Raw genomic sequence first — 15,876 nt, 5'->3', positions numbered from 1 at the left:
CGGGCGGACACCCTTGACGGCGAATATTGGTCCAGTCCAATCTGTTCAGTCGTGACGTGCACGGGTCGGCCGCCCGTCGCGTCCGCACTCCGCTCGTCAGCACACCGCTCGTCAGCACGCGTCACCAGCCCGCGCGCCCCCACCGCGCCCGGGCCGGCTCCCCTCGGCCCGTCCCGGGCCACCGCACCGCCGGAACCCCCCACACATCCGGAGGACCCACCGCATGCACGACCGCGTCACGCCCGCACGGCCCGCCCACCCCGCCGGGGAGCGCGACCGCCGGGCCGCCCAGCGCAGAAGAGCCACCGCACTGGCCCTGGCCGCCACGCTGACCACCAGCGGCGCCGCCATCGCCCTCACCTTCGGTTCCGCCTCGGCCGCCCCGGTCAACCTGCTGGCCAACGGCGACTTCGAGACCGGCACCCTGGCCGGCTGGACCTGCTCCAACGGCTCGGTCGTCACCACCCCGGTGCACGGCGGGAGCCGCGCGCTCGCCGGCGCCGCCTCGGCCGGCGACACCGCGCAGTGCCAGCAGACCGTCACCGTCCAGCCGAACACCACGTACACCCTGGCCGGCTGGGTGCAGGGCAGCTACGTCTACCTGGGCGCCACCGGCACCGGCGTCAACTCCTCGGCCTGGACGCCGGGCGCGACCGGCTGGAACCAGCTGAGCACCACCTTCACCACCGGCGCCACCACCACCTCCGTCACGGTCTTCACCCACGGCTGGTACGGCACCGGCACCTACTACGCGGACGACCTCACGCTGACCGGCCCGGCCGGCCCCACCTCGTCCACCAGCCCGACGACCACCGGCAGCCCGACCGCCACGGCCAGCCCGACGGCCACCGCGAGCCCCACCGCGACCGGCAGCCCCACCGGGAGCCCGACGGCGACCGGCAGCCCGACGGGCACCCCCACGACCACCACCCCGACCCCGACGGCCACCGCGAGCGGCCCGGCCGGGGACGGCAAGGTCACCACCCCGACCGGCTTCGCGGTCACCAGGACCACCTCCAACGCGGTGGTGCTCACCTGGCAGCCGTCCACCCTCACCAGCGGCGACGGCCCGGTCGCCTACAAGGTGTGGTCCAACGGCCAGCTGGTCGCCACCTCGATGGGCACCTCCGTCGCGGTCAGCTCGCTGCTGCCGGGCAGGAGCTACACCTTCAGCGTCCAGGGCTACTCCGGCAGCCACGCCTCCGCCCAGTCCGCGCCGGTGAGCACCACGACCGCGGCCGCCCCCGCCCAGCAGCCGATCCGCTCCGCCTACTTCGACCAGTGGGGCGTCTACGAGAACGCGTACAACGCCAAGAACGTCGACACCAGCGGCGCGGCGGGCAAGCTGGACGTCGTCCACTACGCGTTCGCCAACATCGACCCGACGAAGTTCACCTGCTTCCAGGCGGTGAAGGCCTCCGACTCGGCCAACGAGTCCAACCCGAACGCCGGTGACGGCGCGGGCGACGCCTACGCCGACTACCAGGCCGACTACGGCTCCGCCACCAGCGTGGACGGCAGCAGCGACACCTGGGAGCAGCCGCTCAAGGGCAACTTCAACCAGCTGCGCCAGCTGAAGGCCAAGTACCCGAACCTGCGGTTCACCATCTCGATCGGCGGCTGGACGTACTCCAAGTACTTCTCCGACGCGGCGGCCACCGACTCCTCCCGCAAGGCCTTCGTCTCCTCGTGCGTCGACATGTTCCTCAAGGGGAACCTGCCGACCGGCGTGGCCGGTGACGCCTCCGGCGGCGCGGCCTCGGCGGCGGGCCTCTTCGACGGCGTCGACCTCGACTGGGAGTACCCGGGCTCGGCCGGCGGCCACACCGGCAACCACTACTCCGCGGCCGACAAGCAGAACTACACCCTGCTGCTCAAGGAGTTCCGCACCCAGCTGGACGCCCTCGGCGCCGCCCAGGGCAAGCGCTACCTGCTGACCGCCGCACTGCCCAGCGGCCAGGACAAGGTCGCCCAGCTGGAGACCGACAAGATCGGCGCCTACCTGGACTACGCCGACGTGATGTCCTACGACATGCACGGCGCGTGGGACGCCACCGGCCCGACCAACCACCAGGACCCGCTGCACGACAGCCCGGCCGACCCGACCACGCCGATCACCCCGGGCACCCGCAAGTACAACGTGGACACCACGCTCGCCGCGTACACCACCGGCCTGCCCGAGTACGGCATCCCCGGCGGCTTCCCCGCGAACAAGATCGTGCTGGGCATCCCGTTCTACTGGCGCGGCTGGACCGGCGTCCCGGCCGGCTCCAACTACGGCCTGTACCAGAGCGCGACCGGCCCGACGGCGAAGAAGCCGCTGAGCCAGGAGGCCGGCCTGGCCGCCTGGAAGGAGCTCAACCCGACCGCGGCCCAGACCCACTGGGACCCGGTCACCGAGAGCAGCTGGGTCTACGACGGCACCAACTTCTGGACCGGTGACACCCCGCAGGCCGTCCAGGCGCGCGGGGCCTACGCCAAGGCCAAGGGCCTGGGCGGGCTGTTCGCCTTCTCCCTGGAGAACGACGACGCCTCCGGCACCATGCTCAACTCGATGGACAGCAGCCTTCGCTGACGTTTCGTCACGCTTCGTCAGGAATGAGCGATGGCCCGCGCGGAGACTCCGCGCGGGCCATCCGCGGTCTTCCCGTCCCGGGCTCGGCCGTCGCGACCCGGCCGGCCGCGGCTCAGCGCGGCGGCACCGGGTCCGCCCCGCCCGCGCCCGGGCGGCAGCGCAGCAGCCGCCCGGCGGTCAGCCGGGCCCCGCGCAGCGCACCGTGCCGGTGCAGCGCCCGCACCGCGTAGGTCGAGCAGGACGGCGTGTACGGGCAGCAGGCCGGACGGCGGGGGCTGACCTCGGCGCGGTAGTAGCGCACCGCGCCGTACAGCACCCCGGCCGCGAACCCGCGCGGGGCGGGGGCGGACGGATCGGCCGCCCGGCGACCGCGCGCCCCGGTGAGGGCGAACCGGACACCGGAGACCATCATCACCGGGATCAGGGCGATCAGGCAGGGGTCGGCGAACTCGCAGCAGCCGTCGACGCAGCAGTCCGCGCCCTCGTCCCGGGCGCGCTTGCGCCGCTGGGCCTTGGCGTGGTCCTCCTTGCGGTAGCGCTCCCGGTAGTCCTCCCAGGCCCGGCGCTGCTTCTTCCGCCGGAGCCGTTCCGAGGCGGGCAGCCACCACCAGGCGCGCTCCGGGCGGGCCGGCGGGAAGTGGGCGCCGAGATCCGGCGTCGGGTCGGACACTGCTGACGATCTCCTCGTTCTCGCCGCCGGGGGCCGACCCCCGACGATCCGGGCAAGATTATCCGAAGATCATCTGCCCGGATCCGCCCTGCGGCCGACGGCCCGCAAGCAACGGCCCGCGACCGGCGAGCAGCGGCCGGAGACCGGCTCAGCCGCCGAGGTTGAGCGAGGGGAAGAGGTCCTCGAACGGCTGGGTGGTCACCGAGACGCTCCGGGAGAAGGGGTTGTCGAAGTCCCAGATCATGAACAGCAGGAAGGCGATCAGCACGCTGAAGCAGAGCGCCAGGGTCAACTCCCTCGGCGTACGCCGGATCTGGAGCGCGAAGAGCATGCCGACGGTCACCACCGCACCCCCGATCAGGCCGAACCAGACCACCCCGGGCATCGTCGGCCCGGCGTTCTGTCCGCGCGAGTTGCGGGACTCGGACGCCTGGCTGACCCGGTCCATGATCGGCTGGTAGCCCTGCGACTCCAGGTCGGAGGCGGGCGAGCGGGTGGCGATGTCGTTCTGGAGCTTCTGGAGCAGCTGGTCGCCCTTCTCGGTGATGCCACCGGTCTCCTGCATGTAGGACCACTCGGTGTTCACCACGTACGAGACGTAGGTGTCCACGTCGGCCCGGACCTGGTCGCGGAACTCCGCCGGGTAGATCACCGCACGGTCGCTGATCTCGCGCAGCGACTGCGCCTCGCGGAACAGGTCGTCCTGGGCGGCGCCGCGCGCCTCCCAGACACCCGCGATGGCGAGACCGAGGACGATCGCGTAGACCACCCCGATCATCATCGTGATGTACTCGATGACATCCGGGGTCTCGTCGGCACTCTCCTCGATCGGTCGGCGCTGCCTCAGCACCACCACCGCCATCACGACGGCACAGGCCGACGCCATGGCGATGATCAACGCCACCCACTCGGACATGGGAACTCCCTTCTCTGGCTTGGCTTGTGACGGAACGGAAAGCTCAAGGGGGCGGCCCCCGACCGCTTCGGCCCGCTCGGGTTCGGTTCGGTTCGGGACCGGGCGGTAGGACGGGCCCCCGCCGACCGGGAACCGGTCGGCGGGCCGTCAGGGGACGGTCAGGACGGGCCCGAACGGCCGCCGCGTCCTCGGCCACCACGGCCCGGGCGCAGGGCCGCCGCCGCGAGCACACCGGGGACCATGATCACCAGCAGCATGGTGGTCATCGAGGTGCCCTGGTGCTGCCGGGCCATGGGCGCGGGCTTCGCCCTGGGGGCGTGGAACACCGGCTGCGCCGACGGGGTCGGCCACAGCGGGCTCGGACGGGCCGAACTCGGCGAGGCCGCGGGGCTGGGGGCCGCCGGACCGGGCGCGGCCGGGCTCGGGACCGCCGGCGCGGGAGCCGCCGGAACGGGGAGTGGCGGGGCCGGTACGGGGGCGGGCGCCGCCGGGGCCGGGGTCGCCGGCGCGGGGGCGGCCGGGGAGGGCCCCGGTGCGGGTGCCGACGGCGGCACGGAGGGCGGGACCGAAGGAGCCGGGGACGCCGAAGGTGCGGGCGACGCGGGCGACGGGCTGGGGGACGGCGTCGGGCTGGGGGACGGTGAGGTCGGCGACGCCGTGGCGGTAGGGCTCGGACTCGGGCTCGCGCTCGGACTCGGGCTCGGGCTCGGGCTCGGGCTCGCGCTCGGCGTGGGACTCGGGCTCGCGCTCGGACTCGGCGTGGGGCTCGGAGTCGGTGACGGCGTGGGAGTCGGCGACGGCGTGGCGGTCGGTGTGGGGGTGCGGGTCGGAGTCCGAGTCGGCGTCGGGCTGGGCGTGTGGGTGAGGGTCGGCGTCGGGCTCGGTGTGGGCTTCGGGCTCGGACTGGGGCTCGGGCACGGATGGTGGTGGTGATGGTGGTGGTGCCAGCCGTGGTCGCCGTACTCGTCGTCGCCGTACCCGTCGTCGTACTCGTCGTCATCGCCGTCGTCGTGGCCCGGCCCGAGCTGCCCGGGGCCACCCTGCCCCTCGACCGGCCGTCCGGGCTCGCTCCGCAGCCCCGCCGGACGCGAGGGCGAGGAGAAGGGCGGCGAGGACAAGGACGGCGCCGAGACGGACGGCGCCGGAAAGTGCGCCGAGGGGAACTGGGGCGGGGGGAAGTGCGGCGCGGTGGGCTTCGGGGCGGGCTTGGGTGTGCGGCAGGGGTGGTGCCCGTGCGGGGGCTTGGGCCCGTGGTGCCCCGGACCGACGCCCGGCGCGGCGCCGACCTGGACGTCCACGTCCACGTCCACGCCGACGGTCACCTGTCCGCCCGGCCGCACCGACATCGAGAGGTCGGTCTCGTCGCACACGCAGATGTCCACCACCGGGCCGTGCGGGTACCCCCCGGGATGCCCGGCGCCGGACGCGGTCGCACCGCCGACCAGTGCGCAGATCGCGACCACGCCGGCCGCCGCGCCGATCAGCCGTACCCGCCGCCCGGGGGCCGCACCCCCAGCGACGCCGGACGGTATCCGGCAGATCTGCCGACGCTGGGGCATGGGCTCCACACACCTCTCGGATCGTCCGGGGAGGACGGAACGGGCTCGGGCCGACCGGCCGCGAAGGAACGGGCAGGACGGACGGAACGGGCGGAAAGGTCGAGTACGGTCGCGTTCCCGACGGAAGTTCCATCGGGTGCGACCAGAAGTGATCAGACACGGTCAGGCGGACGGCCCGCCTTCAGGGGGCGGGCCGTCCGTCATCAGGTCAAACGATCATCGAGCCGACCGGTAACGGCCCGCGCTCACCGTTCTGCGCGCTCAGCTGCGGCGGTGCGCGATCTCCACGTTCTCCAGCACGCCGACCGCGTCCGGCACCAGGATGGCGGCCGAGTAGTAGGCGCTGACCAGGTACGAGATGATCGCCTTCTCGTCGATACCCATGAAGCGGACCGACAGCGAGGGCTGGTACTCGTCCGGGAGGCCGGTCTGGTGCAGGCCGATGACGCCCTGGTTGTCCTCACCGGTACGGATCACCAGGATCGAGCTGGTGTTCTCCTTGGTGATCGGGATCTTGTTGCACGGCAGGATCGGCACCCCGCGCCAGGCCGGCACCTGCTGCCCGCCGAGGTCGACGTGGGTGGGGTACAGCCCGCGGGCGTTGAACTCCCGGCCGATCGCGGCGATGGTCCGCGGGTGGGCGAGCAGGTAGTCGGGGTCGCGGCGGCGGTTGAGCAGCTCGTCCAGGTCGTCCGGGGTGGGCGGGCCGGAGTGGGTCTGGATGCGCTGGTCGAAGTCGGCGTTGTTGAGCAGGCCGAACTCCGGGTTGTTGACGATCTCGTGCTCCTGGCGCTCGCGCAGGGCCTCGATCGTCAGCCGCAGCTGGTGCTCGGTCTGGTTCATCGGCTGGTTGTACAGGTCCGCGACGCGGGTGTGGACCTTCAGGACGGTCTGCGCGACGCTCAGCTCGTACTCGCGCGGCTTGAGCTCGTAGTCCACGAAGGCGCCGGGCAGCTCGTACTCGCCGTGGTGGCCGGCCGACATGGCGATCTCGGCCTCGCCGCGCTCGTTCTGCGCCTGGAGCGGCAGGGCCAGGAAGCCCTGGAGGTGCTCCTGGAGGCTGGGCGCGTTGTCCCGGATGGCGGCGAAGTCCGCCCGGGTCAGCGTCAGGGCGACACCGGAGGTGGCGGTCTTGGCCGTGAACTCCCAGACGGCGTCCGGGTTCAGCAGCGCGTCGTCGCCGAAGCGGTCGCCGTCGCCGGCCACGCCGACCACGGTGTCGTCGCCGTACTTGCCGGTGCCGATCTTGTTGATCTTGCCGTGCGCGATCAGGAAGATCTTGTCGGCGGCCTCGCCCTGGGTGGTGAGCACCTCGCCGGGGCCGAAGTCCCGCTGCTGGCAGCGGTCGGCCAGGGCGGTGAGGACGTCCTCGTCCTCGTAGCCGCGCAGCAGGGCCAGCTCGCCCAGCTCGGCCGGGATCACCCGGACCTGGGAGCCGGTCTTGATGAACTCCACCACCCCGTTGCCCACGGCGTAGGTGAGCCGACGGTTGACGCGGTAGGCGCCACCGGCCGCCTGGACCCAGGGGAGCACCTTGAGCAGCCAGCGGGAGGTGATCTCCTGCATCTGCGGTGCGGACTTGGTCGTGGTGGCAAGGTTCCGGGCAGCAGCCGTCGCAAGGCTCTGCTGCTTGGCCTGCACTGCCTCCGGGCTCGTGTCCACGGTCATCGGCAGGGCTCTCCATTCCTGTGATCGGGTCACACGTCCAGGGGCACAGCGGCCCGCCCTGACGCATGCCATGACGGATCATCAGATCCGTTTATCGGTGGGGGCGTTGGCGATTTACGCGAGAAGGCGACCACCGTCTCCCGGCGGCCCACCCGGAACCCTAGATCATCAGGACCCGACGGAGCCCGAACGAAGGCTCACTACCCCCCGATAGGGTGAATCTTGCCCGGTCCGCCCCCATCTCCCCGCAAACTCCGGGAACATCCGTTCGCCCCGGCGATCCCCCTGCGGCCAACGGCCTTTCCACCCCGGTCGGGGCCCGGCCGGACGGCCCGGAGACCACCGTCCGGCGTCAACCCGACGCACCGTCCCGGCGGTTCGGACACCCGCGCGCCGCCGGGCTCCGACCGCCGCTCCCCGCGGCCGACCACGGGAAACGCGAACGGCCCGTCAGGTGCCGGCACGGGGGAGGCCGGCACCTGACGGGTGAACGGGGGGTGTGCGGTGGGCGTCTGCGCCGGAGAGGACGGTGCGCGCCTGTGGTGCTCCGCCGATGACACCGGTGGGCCGGTCGGACCATTCGGGCCAGCCGGGTCATTCGGGTCAGGCGGACCAGGCGGGTGACCAGGCCGGTGAGGCAGGCTGGTCGAGGCGGGCGGGTCAGGCGCAGGCGACCTGGGTGCCGGGGACGCCGACGATGCCCGAGTTGTTGGCCTCACCGCCCTTGTACTCGTAGTACAGGTAGGAGTAGAGGTCGATCCGGGTGCCGGGACCGCAGGCCGAATCGGGGGCGACGGCGTACGTCACCGTGAAGGCGCTGCTGGCACCGGGGGCAAGTGGGACGTTGTACCGGGCGATGCCGCCGTGGACGTTGTCACTGCACCCGTTGGTCTGGGTGCCGCAGGCGGTCGCGGTGAACTTCAGCCCGGTCTCCAGACTCGTGGCGTAGGTCTCCTGGACGCTCTGGTAGACGAACTGGATCGGGGTGTCGTACGGGTTGGTGAGCGTCAGGGTGACGGTGAACTCGCTCCCCCGGACCGTCGTCTGCTTGTCGGAGACGGCCGTGAGGGGCAGTTGTCCGTCGGCCCGGGCGGCAGGGGCGGCGGAGAGGAGCAGACCGACGACGAGGGCCGGACACGCGGCGAGCGCGGCGCGACGCGGATGTGTTCTGCGCATGACCAAGGAGCGTAGGCCCCGCCTCCGCCGGGGTTGTGCTCCTCGGCCCGGGTCCGTACCGACGCAGGAGCGGCGAGCGGACACCCCGCACCGGCCGCTCTCGTTCCGCCCCCACGGGCGCGCCCGGGGGCCTATCCTTCGCCGCTGCTCCCGGGAGCGGCCCTCACCCGCACGGCGGCAGGATGTCGCAGAGCGCGCCGAGCGCCGCCGGGTAGGCGTGGTCCGGCGGCGTGGCGTAGCCGACCACCAGGCCGTCGACGGCGGGCATCGCCTCCTCCCCGACCGCCGGGTGCCGGTAGTCCGCGAGCCCCTCGACGGCCAGGCCCCGGTAGGCGGCGGCCTTGAGCACCGAGCGCTCGGTGCCCGGCTCCAGGCGCAGCACCGCGTGCAGGCCGGCCGCGATGCCGGACACCTCGACGTGCGGAGCGCGGGCCGCGAGGGCGGCCACCAGCTCGTCCCGGCGCTCGCGGTAGCGGCGGCGCATCCGGCGCACGTGCCGGTCGTAGCCGCCGGAGTCGACGAACTCGGCGAGGGTCAGCTGGTCGAGGGCGCTGGCCCAGCCCTCGCGCTCGCCCTTGGCGGCGAGCACCCGGTCCACCAGGTGGTCGGGCAGCACCATCCAGCCGAGCCGCAGCGCGGGGGTGAGGCTCTTGCTGGCGCTGCCGAGGTAGACCACCCGTTCGGGGTCGAGCCCCTGGAGGGCGCCGACCGGCTGGCGGTCGTAGCGGAACTCCCCGTCGTAGTCGTCCTCCAGGACCAGCCCGCCGCGCCCGCGCGCCCAGTCCACCACGGCGGCGCGGCGGCCCGGGTGCAGCGGGCCGCCGGTGGGGAACTGGTGGGCGGGGGTGAGCAGCGCCGTCCGGACGTCCGGGTGGTTCGCCAACTCGCCGGTCCGGGCGCCCCGTTCGTCGATCGGCAGCGGAACGGTGGTGACGCCGGCGGCGGCCAGCAGCCCGCGGTGGAAGCCCAGCCCGTACGCCTCGACGGCCAGCGGGCCGTGCTCGGCGGGCGGCAGGACGGGCGCGGCGCCGTCGAAGAGCAGCCGCAGCGCGTGGGCGAAGCCCGAGCAGACCACGATCCGGTCGGGGTCGGTGCGCACGCCCCGGGCGCGGGCGAGGTAGTCGGCGAGGACGGTGCGCAGTTCGCGCCGGCCCTGGGGGTCGCCGGGGCCGAAGGCCTCGTTGGGGGCGGCGGTGAGGGCCCGGCGGGCGGCGGCGAGCCAGGCGGTGCGCGGGAAGGAGGAGGCGTCGGGCTGGCCCTGGCGCAGGTCGTGGGTGGGGCCGGGGCGGCGGGAGGGCCGGCGGGCCCGGCCGCTCGGGACGGGTTCGGCGCGTTCGGCGACGGTGGTGCCGGAGCCCTGCCGGGCGGTGAGCCAGCCCTCGGCGACGAGTTCGGCGTAGGCCTCGGCGGCGGTGTTGCGGGCCAGGCCGAGGTCGGTGGCGAGGGCGCGGTAGGGCGGCAGCCGGGTGCCGGGGGCCAGTCTGCCGCTGCGGATCGCCTCGCGCAGGGCCGTCATCAGCGCGGCACGCCGGCCCCCGGTGGCGGGGAGGTCGAGGTGCAGGTCACTGCCGGTCGGGTGGGCGGGCTCGGAGGGGTGCGTGCCCCGCGTGTCCGTCATGGTCACGCACCCTACCGGCCGCCGCTCCGGCCCCCTTCGGGCGGCTACCCGGCCCCGGGCCGGGCACGCACCTCAGGCCCGGGGCACGCAGCTCAGGGCACGCGCCTCAGGCTGGGGGCACACGCCTTATGGGACGACGGTGACCGGCCAGCGGCCCGCCTTGACCAGCCGGACCGCCACCGAACCGATCACCTTGTGCCCGGCCTGCTCGGAGACGCCGACCACCACGGCGTCGGCGCGCAGCTCGTCCGCGAGCTTGGCGAGGCCGGTGTACGGGTCGCCGCGCATGGTCAGGAAGCGCCACTCCACCTTCCACACCTCGCGCACCCGGTGCTCGGCCTCGCGCAGGGCGGCCAGCAGCTCCTCGGCGATCTCCTGGGTGGTCTCCTCCACCACGGCCCCGGCCAGGGCGGTCGCGGCGCCGAGGATCGGCTGGACGTACGCCACCGCGAGGACGGCGCCCTGCCGGCGGGCCAGTCCGGCGGCGTAGGCGGTGGCGCGCCAGGAGGAGTCGGAGCCGTCCAGGCCGGCCAGCACCACGCTGGGGCCGTCGGTGCCCAGCTCGAAGCCCGCGGGCGCGGCCGCGGCCTCGTGCTCCTCGGCGCCGATCGGCACCCCTGCCGCGGCGGCCCTTCCCGCACCGGCGTCGGCCGCCCCTCCCGCACCGGCGGCCGCCTCTCCCGCGTCCGCCGTGTCCGCTGCATCGCTGTCGTTGCTCATGGGGCCGAGGCTATGCCCGCCACCGGGAGTGACGGCAGGGGGCACTCCGGGTGAGGGCTGTGGCGCGGGCCACCCGGGCGGGCGGCCGCGGCGGCGGAACCGGCACCGGCGGCTGGCCGACCGTCACGCGCCGTCGACCGTGTGGGCGGCCTCACACCGGTTCCGGGGCGGGTTGGGAGTGGCGCGGGCCACTTCCCGGGGCTATTTGATCTTGGAAATGGTGGCAAATCGGGCGAAATCGCCACATTTCCTTGATCCTTACGCGCGGTAACACCCCTCTGACGTGGCTAAACCTTCGGATCCTTGAAACCGCCCCGTCCACCCCCGTAACTTCGAACCCGTTGCACCGAGCGATCCGCTCCGGCCGGGCCAACCGCCCCCGGGCAGAACGGTGCAGGACCACGCGAGTGACGTGTCCCCGAAACCGACGGCCTTCCGAGGGCCTGGTTCCGCGCGCTCGCAGACCCCTCCGAAAGGAACTCCATGACCTTCCGTAACGAGACCGCCGCTGCCACCACCACTGCCACCCCGAAGCGCCGCAACCGCGTCCGGATGGCTCTGATGGCCGGGGCGATCACCGCCCTGCCCGTGGCCGGCCTCGTCACGGCCACCAGCGCCTCCGCCGCGCCGGCCACGGTCTGGGACAAGGTCGCCGCCTGCGAGGCGACCGGCAACTGGGCCATCAACTCCGGCAACGGCTTCTACGGCGGCCTGCAGTTCACCCAGAGCACCTGGGCCGCCTTCGGTGGCACCTCCTACGCCGCGCAGGCCCACCAGGCCACCAAGGACCAGCAGATCGCCATCGGCGAGAAGGTCCTCGCCGCCCAGGGCCCCGGCGCCTGGCCGGTCTGCTCCGTCAAGGCCGGTCTGAGCAAGTAGGACGTAGGCCACGAGGCCGCCGCACCCCACCCGGGGCGCGGCGGCCTCGTCGCGTTCCCGGCCGGAGCCCCGGATCCCGACCCCTCGGCTCCCGGCCCCTCGGCCCCCGGATCCCGGCCACCCCGGTGGAACGGGCCGGTCAGGACGGCCGGGGCGGGAGCGGCAGCGGAACGGCCGGCAGCCCGTCGATGCTGCTGCCGACCAGCGGCTTGCGCTCGCAGTAGGCGCCGAACTCCTCCTCGTCCTTCCGGTCGAAGTACTGGGCGTGCAGGTCGCGGTCGGCCCGGTAGTCCATGAACGGCACCGCGTACCCGCAGGAGTCGCTGACCCGCTCCGCCCTGACCAGCACGATCGCCCGCAGCCCGGATCCGTCGGCGGACGGGTCGAAGTGGCCGAGCAGTTCGGCGAACCGCGGGTCGTCCCGGAACACCGGCTCCCCGCGCCCGTGCACCCGCACCACGGTCGGCGGGCCCTCGAAGGCGCACCACATCAGGGTGATCCGGCCGTTCTCCCGCAGATGGGCGACCGTCTCGGCCTGCGAGCCGCCGAAATCCAGGTAGGCGAGGGTGAGTTCGTCGATCACCGCGAGCGTCCCTGACCGGCCCTTGGGCGAGAGGTTGACGTGCCCGTCGGCGGCCAGCGGGGCGGTGGCCACGAAGTAGACCGGCTGGCGCTCGATGAACCGGCGCAGCCGACCGTCGATGGCTTCGTACTGCTTTCCCATGCCCGCCAGTCTGCCCCCATCTCGGCTGGCAAGAAACCGGATTCCGCTTCCTGAGACGCCCCGCACCGCCCGGGCCCTCCCGGGGGCCGGGCGGTGCCGCCTACGATGGCCCGTGCGCGTGTCACCCGCCGGACCGAGCTGGGGAGTTGCGATGATCCGGAACACCCCTCCCGGGACGGTCCTCGGCGCGCCGGCCGCGCCGCTGCGCGGGTACGTGCTCGGCTACCGGGGCTACCGGCTGGCGCTGCGGCAGCCGCTCCGACGGCTGGAGGTGCCGACGGACGTGGTCACCGTGGCGCTCGCCTTCGAGGGCACCATGAGCCTCACCGACGCCGTCTCCCCCGCGGCCGCCGCCTCCTTCGGCTCGGTCGCGGCCGGGCTGCGCCGCACCGCGACGGTCGCCGAACACGCGGGCGCGCTGCACGGGTTGGCCGTCTCGCTCACCCCGCAGGGCGCGTTCCGGGCGTTCGGGCCGCTGGCCGGCGAGCTCGGCGGGCACTGGGCCGAGGCCGGGGACGTCCTGGGCCCGCGGCTGCGGGCGCTGACCGACCGGCTGGCCCACGCGCCGAACTGGCCGGCCCGGTTCGCCATGCTGGACGGGTACTTCGGCGCGCTGTTCGCGTACGGGCCGGACTGGGACCCGTCCGTGCACTGGGTGTGGCGGCAACTGCGGCACTCGCACGGGCTGGTGCCGATCGGCACCCTGGTCGAGGGCACCGGGTGGAGCCGCCGCCGACTGGAGCTGCGCTTCCGCGAGCACCTCGGGCTGGCCCCCAAGCAGGCGGCCGGCATCCTCCGGCTCCAGCGCACCCTCAACGCCCTGACCGCGCACGAGGACCACCCCTCCGAGGACCACCGCCCCGGGCACCGGCCCACCGGCGCCGACCTGGCCACGCGCTGCGGCTACTACGACCAGTCCCACCTCGACCGGACCTTCCGCGCCATGGTCGGCTGCTCGCCGCGCGCGTTCCTGGCCGCCCGGCGCACCGCCGCCGCCCTGCCCGGGCCCGCCGAGCGGATCACCGACCGGGTCAGCGGGCGGGTGACCAGCACCGTGCTGGACCCAGGGGGCTCCGGGAGCTGAGGCGTGCGCATTCGTACAAGACGCACCGCTGCCCCGCCCGGCACGCTCGAAGGGCCCGGCCGGTACGGGGGGCCGGCCGGTCACCGGAGCGGGCGGGGCGGGGCAGGGCGGGGCAGGGCGGAAACGGGGCGGGGCGGGCCGGGCGGGGTGTCAGCCGGTCAGTGCTTCAGGTACACGCTGTCCATGAATTCGATGATCTGCTGATCGGTCAGCCGCTGGCCTTCGCGGTGGCCCATCGCCAGGTCGGCCTCGCTGATCATGCCCACCAGCCGGTCCCCGTCGATCACCGGGATGCGCCGGATCTGGTGCTGCTCCATCTTGCGCAGCACCGTCTCCATGCTGTCCTCGGCGCGTACGCAGTGCAGGTGGCCGCCCAGTTCGATGGCCGTCATCGTGGCCGGGTCCTTGCCCTCCGCGATACATCGCAGCACGATGTCGCGGTCAGTGATGATGCCCTTGAGCTTCTGGTCGTCGCCGCAGATCGGCAGCGCGCCCACGTGCTTGTCGCGCATCATCCGCGCGGCCTCGGCGAGCGTCTGGTGGGCGCCGATGCACTGGGCACCGGTGTGCATGATGTCTCGGGCTTTGGTCACGGGGACTCCTTCGTCGGTGGTTCCCCCCGCCGGATCCCCCCGCATCCCCCCGGCGGTGCTCCCGGGCTCCCGCCGTCGGGGCGGAAGGGGCTGTGACCGCGCCCTCACCATAAGCAACCCCGCCTCCGCCCGCGACCCCGCGCAGCCGGAGCGGGCGAGTCCGCGCGACCTTCGAGGCGGGGCCCGGGGCGCGGCCGCAGAGTGGAGGAGAACGCGACCGGCCCGGCTCCCGGCCCGGCCACCCGCACCTCCCGAGGAGTGAGCGAGCGATGGACACCACCGAGACCCCCGCCCCGCAGGTCTGGCCCAACCTGCGCGCCACCGACGCCCGGGCCCTGATCCGCTTCCTGGTCGACGCCTTCGGCTTCCAGGAGGTCGTCGCCTACGGCGAGGGCGACTTCATCGCGCACGCCGAACTCGCCTGGCCCGAGGGCGGCGGCGTGATGCTCGGCTCCGACCGTCCAACACCCGAGGACGCCGAACCGTGGCCGGGCCGGCCGGGCGGCTTCACCGCGTACGTGGTCACCGCCGACCCGGACGGCGTGCACGCCCGCGCGGTGGCCGCCGGGGCCCGGATCACCACCGGGCTGTACGAGACCGACTACGGCTCGCGCGACTTCGCCGCCACCGACCCGGAGGGCAACCGCTGGTACTTCGGCACCTACCCGGGCGCGCCCCGGCCGGCCGGCCGCCCACGGGGGTGAGGCGGTCCGCGGTCACGGACGGCCCGGAGCGGCGGCGCCGAGGCGGTGGCCGCCGGACCGGGGCAGACTGACAGCGGGGCCACCCCACCGGAGGCATCGGAGGCGGACCGTGCCGCAGATGACGGTGGACGGGCGCACCCTCGCCCTCTCCCACCTCGACAAGGTGTACTACCCGCGCACCGGCACGCCCAAGGGCGAGGTACTGCGCTACTACGCCGCCGTGCACGCCGCGCTGCTCCCGCACCTGCGCGACCGCCCGGTCTCCTTCCTCCGCTGCCCGGACGGCGTCGAGGCGGAGGTGTTCGTCGCCAAGAACCCGCCGCCCGGCACCCCGGACTGGGTGCGCACGGTCGACGTGCCGAGCAACACCGGCGAGCTGCGCCAGGTGGTGCTGGAGAGCGGCGCGGCACTGCTGGCCGTAGCCAACCTGGGCTGCCTGGAACTGCACGTCCCGCAGTGGCACGCGGCCCGACCCGCCCTCGCCGACCGGCTGGTGCTGGACCTGGACCCCGGCGAGGGCGCCGACGTGCTCACCTGCCGCACGGTCGCGCTGCTGCTGCGCGAGCGGCTCGCGGCGGACGGCCTGGCGGCCTGGGTGAAGACCTCCGGCTCCAAGGGCCTGCACCTGCTGGTCCCGATCGAGCCCGCGCCGAGCGCCCGGGTCTCCGGGTACGCGAAGGCGCTGGCCGCCGCCCTGGAGGCCGAGCACCCGGAGCTGGTGGTGCACACCATGGCCAAGGCCCGCCGCCGGGGCCGGGTGCTGGTCGACTGGTCGCAGAACAACGCCAAGAAGACCACCGCCGCGCCGTACACCCTGCGGGCCAGGCCGCTGCCGACCGTCTCCACCCCGCTGGCCTGGGCGGAGCTGGAACGGGCCGCCGACGAGCGGGACCTGGTCTTCACCCTCGCCGAGGTGCCCGACCGGCTGGCCGCCCACGGCGACCTGCTCGCCCCGCTGCTGGACCCGGAGCGGGCCCGGCCGCTGCCCGG

General features: G+C 74.0%; 12 protein-coding genes and 2 pseudogenes. 6 read left to right on the top strand and 8 right to left on the bottom strand.

Annotated features, from left to right (window positions below):
• Positions 1–223: 223 nt before the first annotated feature.
• Positions 224–2,575 carry a glycosyl hydrolase family 18 protein gene (locus ACLWS4_RS09650; RefSeq protein WP_416873796.1) on the top strand — a complete coding sequence of 784 codons (2,352 nt, stop codon included), beginning with the start codon at positions 224–226 and terminating at the stop codon, positions 2,573–2,575.
• A 112-nt stretch (positions 2,576–2,687) separates the two neighbouring features.
• Here ACLWS4_RS09650 and yidD read toward each other — a convergent pair whose 3' ends face one another.
• Together yidD and ACLWS4_RS09640 are read right to left on the bottom strand one after the other, a co-directional pair.
• Positions 2,688–3,245 carry a membrane protein insertion efficiency factor YidD gene (yidD, locus tag ACLWS4_RS09645; protein WP_241853092.1) on the bottom strand — a complete coding sequence of 186 codons (558 nt, stop codon included), beginning with the start codon at positions 3,243–3,245 and terminating at the stop codon, positions 2,688–2,690.
• 148 nt (positions 3,246–3,393) lie between these two features.
• A complete protein-coding gene (locus ACLWS4_RS09640; protein WP_049660896.1) occupies positions 3,394–4,161 on the bottom strand; it encodes a DUF4239 domain-containing protein in 768 nt (255 codons plus the stop codon).
• Positions 4,162–4,401: 240 nt separating this feature from the next.
• Between ACLWS4_RS09640 and ACLWS4_RS09635 the strand changes: the two genes are divergently transcribed.
• Entirely contained in the window at positions 4,402–5,094 is a 693-nt protein-coding gene (locus tag ACLWS4_RS09635; RefSeq protein WP_416873795.1) for a hypothetical protein, read from the top strand.
• 887 nt (positions 5,095–5,981) lie between these two features.
• Here the strand turns inward: ACLWS4_RS09635 and ACLWS4_RS09630 are convergent.
• The 4 genes from ACLWS4_RS09630 to ACLWS4_RS09615 all read right to left on the bottom strand — a co-directional run bounded on the left by ACLWS4_RS09630 (position 5,982) and on the right by ACLWS4_RS09615 (position 10,902).
• Positions 5,982–7,388, bottom strand: coding sequence for a family 2B encapsulin nanocompartment shell protein (locus tag ACLWS4_RS09630; protein ID WP_074004908.1), 1,407 nt, complete (start codon positions 7,386–7,388; stop codon positions 5,982–5,984).
• A gap of 660 nt (positions 7,389–8,048) precedes the next feature.
• The gene (locus ACLWS4_RS09625; protein WP_063780349.1) at positions 8,049–8,564 is read right to left on the bottom strand and encodes a hypothetical protein; all 516 of its coding nucleotides are present in this window, start codon (positions 8,562–8,564) and stop codon (positions 8,049–8,051) included.
• A gap of 163 nt (positions 8,565–8,727) precedes the next feature.
• On the bottom strand, positions 8,728–10,182 hold the full coding sequence (locus ACLWS4_RS09620) for a PLP-dependent aminotransferase family protein (RefSeq protein WP_049658329.1): 1,455 nt from the start codon (positions 10,180–10,182) through the stop codon (positions 8,728–8,730).
• Between the two features lie 126 nt (positions 10,183–10,308).
• Positions 10,309–10,902 (bottom strand): universal stress protein, encoded by a 594-nt coding sequence (locus tag ACLWS4_RS09615; RefSeq protein ID WP_079272610.1) that lies wholly within the window; start codon positions 10,900–10,902, stop codon positions 10,309–10,311.
• Positions 10,903–11,454: 552 nt separating this feature from the next.
• Between ACLWS4_RS09615 and ACLWS4_RS09610 the strand changes: the two are divergent.
• Positions 11,455–11,778: pseudogene (locus ACLWS4_RS09610) on the top strand (transglycosylase family protein); the annotation flags it as partial.
• A 142-nt stretch (positions 11,779–11,920) separates the two neighbouring features.
• Here ACLWS4_RS09610 and ACLWS4_RS09605 read toward each other — a convergent pair.
• Positions 11,921–12,505, bottom strand: a complete 585-nt coding sequence (locus ACLWS4_RS09605) for a pyridoxamine 5'-phosphate oxidase family protein (protein WP_049658863.1) — start codon at positions 12,503–12,505, stop codon at positions 11,921–11,923.
• A gap of 151 nt (positions 12,506–12,656) precedes the next feature.
• Between ACLWS4_RS09605 and ACLWS4_RS09600 the strand changes: the two genes are divergently transcribed.
• Positions 12,657–13,589 carry a helix-turn-helix domain-containing protein gene (locus ACLWS4_RS09600; protein WP_416873794.1) on the top strand — a complete coding sequence of 311 codons (933 nt, stop codon included), beginning with the start codon at positions 12,657–12,659 and terminating at the stop codon, positions 13,587–13,589.
• A 158-nt stretch (positions 13,590–13,747) separates the two neighbouring features.
• Here ACLWS4_RS09600 and ACLWS4_RS09595 read toward each other — a convergent pair whose 3' ends face one another.
• On the bottom strand, positions 13,748–14,182 hold the full coding sequence (locus ACLWS4_RS09595) for a CBS domain-containing protein (protein ID WP_234348648.1): 435 nt from the start codon (positions 14,180–14,182) through the stop codon (positions 13,748–13,750).
• A gap of 269 nt (positions 14,183–14,451) precedes the next feature.
• On the opposite strand from ACLWS4_RS09595, the gene ACLWS4_RS09590 reads away from it, so the two are divergent.
• Both ACLWS4_RS09590 and ligD read left to right on the top strand, forming a co-directional pair.
• Positions 14,452–14,886 carry a VOC family protein gene (locus tag ACLWS4_RS09590; protein ID WP_416873793.1) on the top strand — a complete coding sequence of 145 codons (435 nt, stop codon included), beginning with the start codon at positions 14,452–14,454 and terminating at the stop codon, positions 14,884–14,886.
• Positions 14,887–15,004: 118 nt separating this feature from the next.
• A pseudogene (ligD, locus tag ACLWS4_RS09585) lies at positions 15,005–15,874 on the top strand (non-homologous end-joining DNA ligase); the annotation flags it as partial.
• Positions 15,875–15,876 lie beyond the last annotated feature (2 nt).

The organism is Kitasatospora sp. SC0581, assembly GCF_048159585.1.
Classification (GTDB): domain Bacteria; phylum Actinomycetota; class Actinomycetes; order Streptomycetales; family Streptomycetaceae; genus Kitasatospora.
This window is presented reverse-complemented; position numbering and strand designations above follow the sequence as displayed.

Coding starts and splice junctions, on each gene's coding strand:
- ACLWS4_RS09600 (WP_416873794.1), top strand. CDS start 12,657: ATGATCCGGAACACCCCTCCCGGGACGGTCCTCGGCGCGCCGGCCGCG.
- ACLWS4_RS09635 (WP_416873795.1), top strand. CDS start 4,402: ATGATCACCAGCAGCATGGTGGTCATCGAGGTGCCCTGGTGCTGCCGG.
- ACLWS4_RS09620 (WP_049658329.1), bottom strand. CDS start 10,182: ATGACGGACACGCGGGGCACGCACCCCTCCGAGCCCGCCCACCCGACC.
- ACLWS4_RS09630 (WP_074004908.1), bottom strand. CDS start 7,388: ATGACCGTGGACACGAGCCCGGAGGCAGTGCAGGCCAAGCAGCAGAGC.
- ACLWS4_RS09650 (WP_416873796.1), top strand. CDS start 224: ATGCACGACCGCGTCACGCCCGCACGGCCCGCCCACCCCGCCGGGGAG.
- ACLWS4_RS09625 (WP_063780349.1), bottom strand. CDS start 8,564: ATGCGCAGAACACATCCGCGTCGCGCCGCGCTCGCCGCGTGTCCGGCC.
- ACLWS4_RS09640 (WP_049660896.1), bottom strand. CDS start 4,161: ATGTCCGAGTGGGTGGCGTTGATCATCGCCATGGCGTCGGCCTGTGCC.
- ACLWS4_RS09615 (WP_079272610.1), bottom strand. CDS start 10,902: ATGAGCAACGACAGCGATGCAGCGGACACGGCGGACGCGGGAGAGGCG.
- ACLWS4_RS09590 (WP_416873793.1), top strand. CDS start 14,452: ATGGACACCACCGAGACCCCCGCCCCGCAGGTCTGGCCCAACCTGCGC.
- ACLWS4_RS09605 (WP_049658863.1), bottom strand. CDS start 12,505: ATGGGAAAGCAGTACGAAGCCATCGACGGTCGGCTGCGCCGGTTCATC.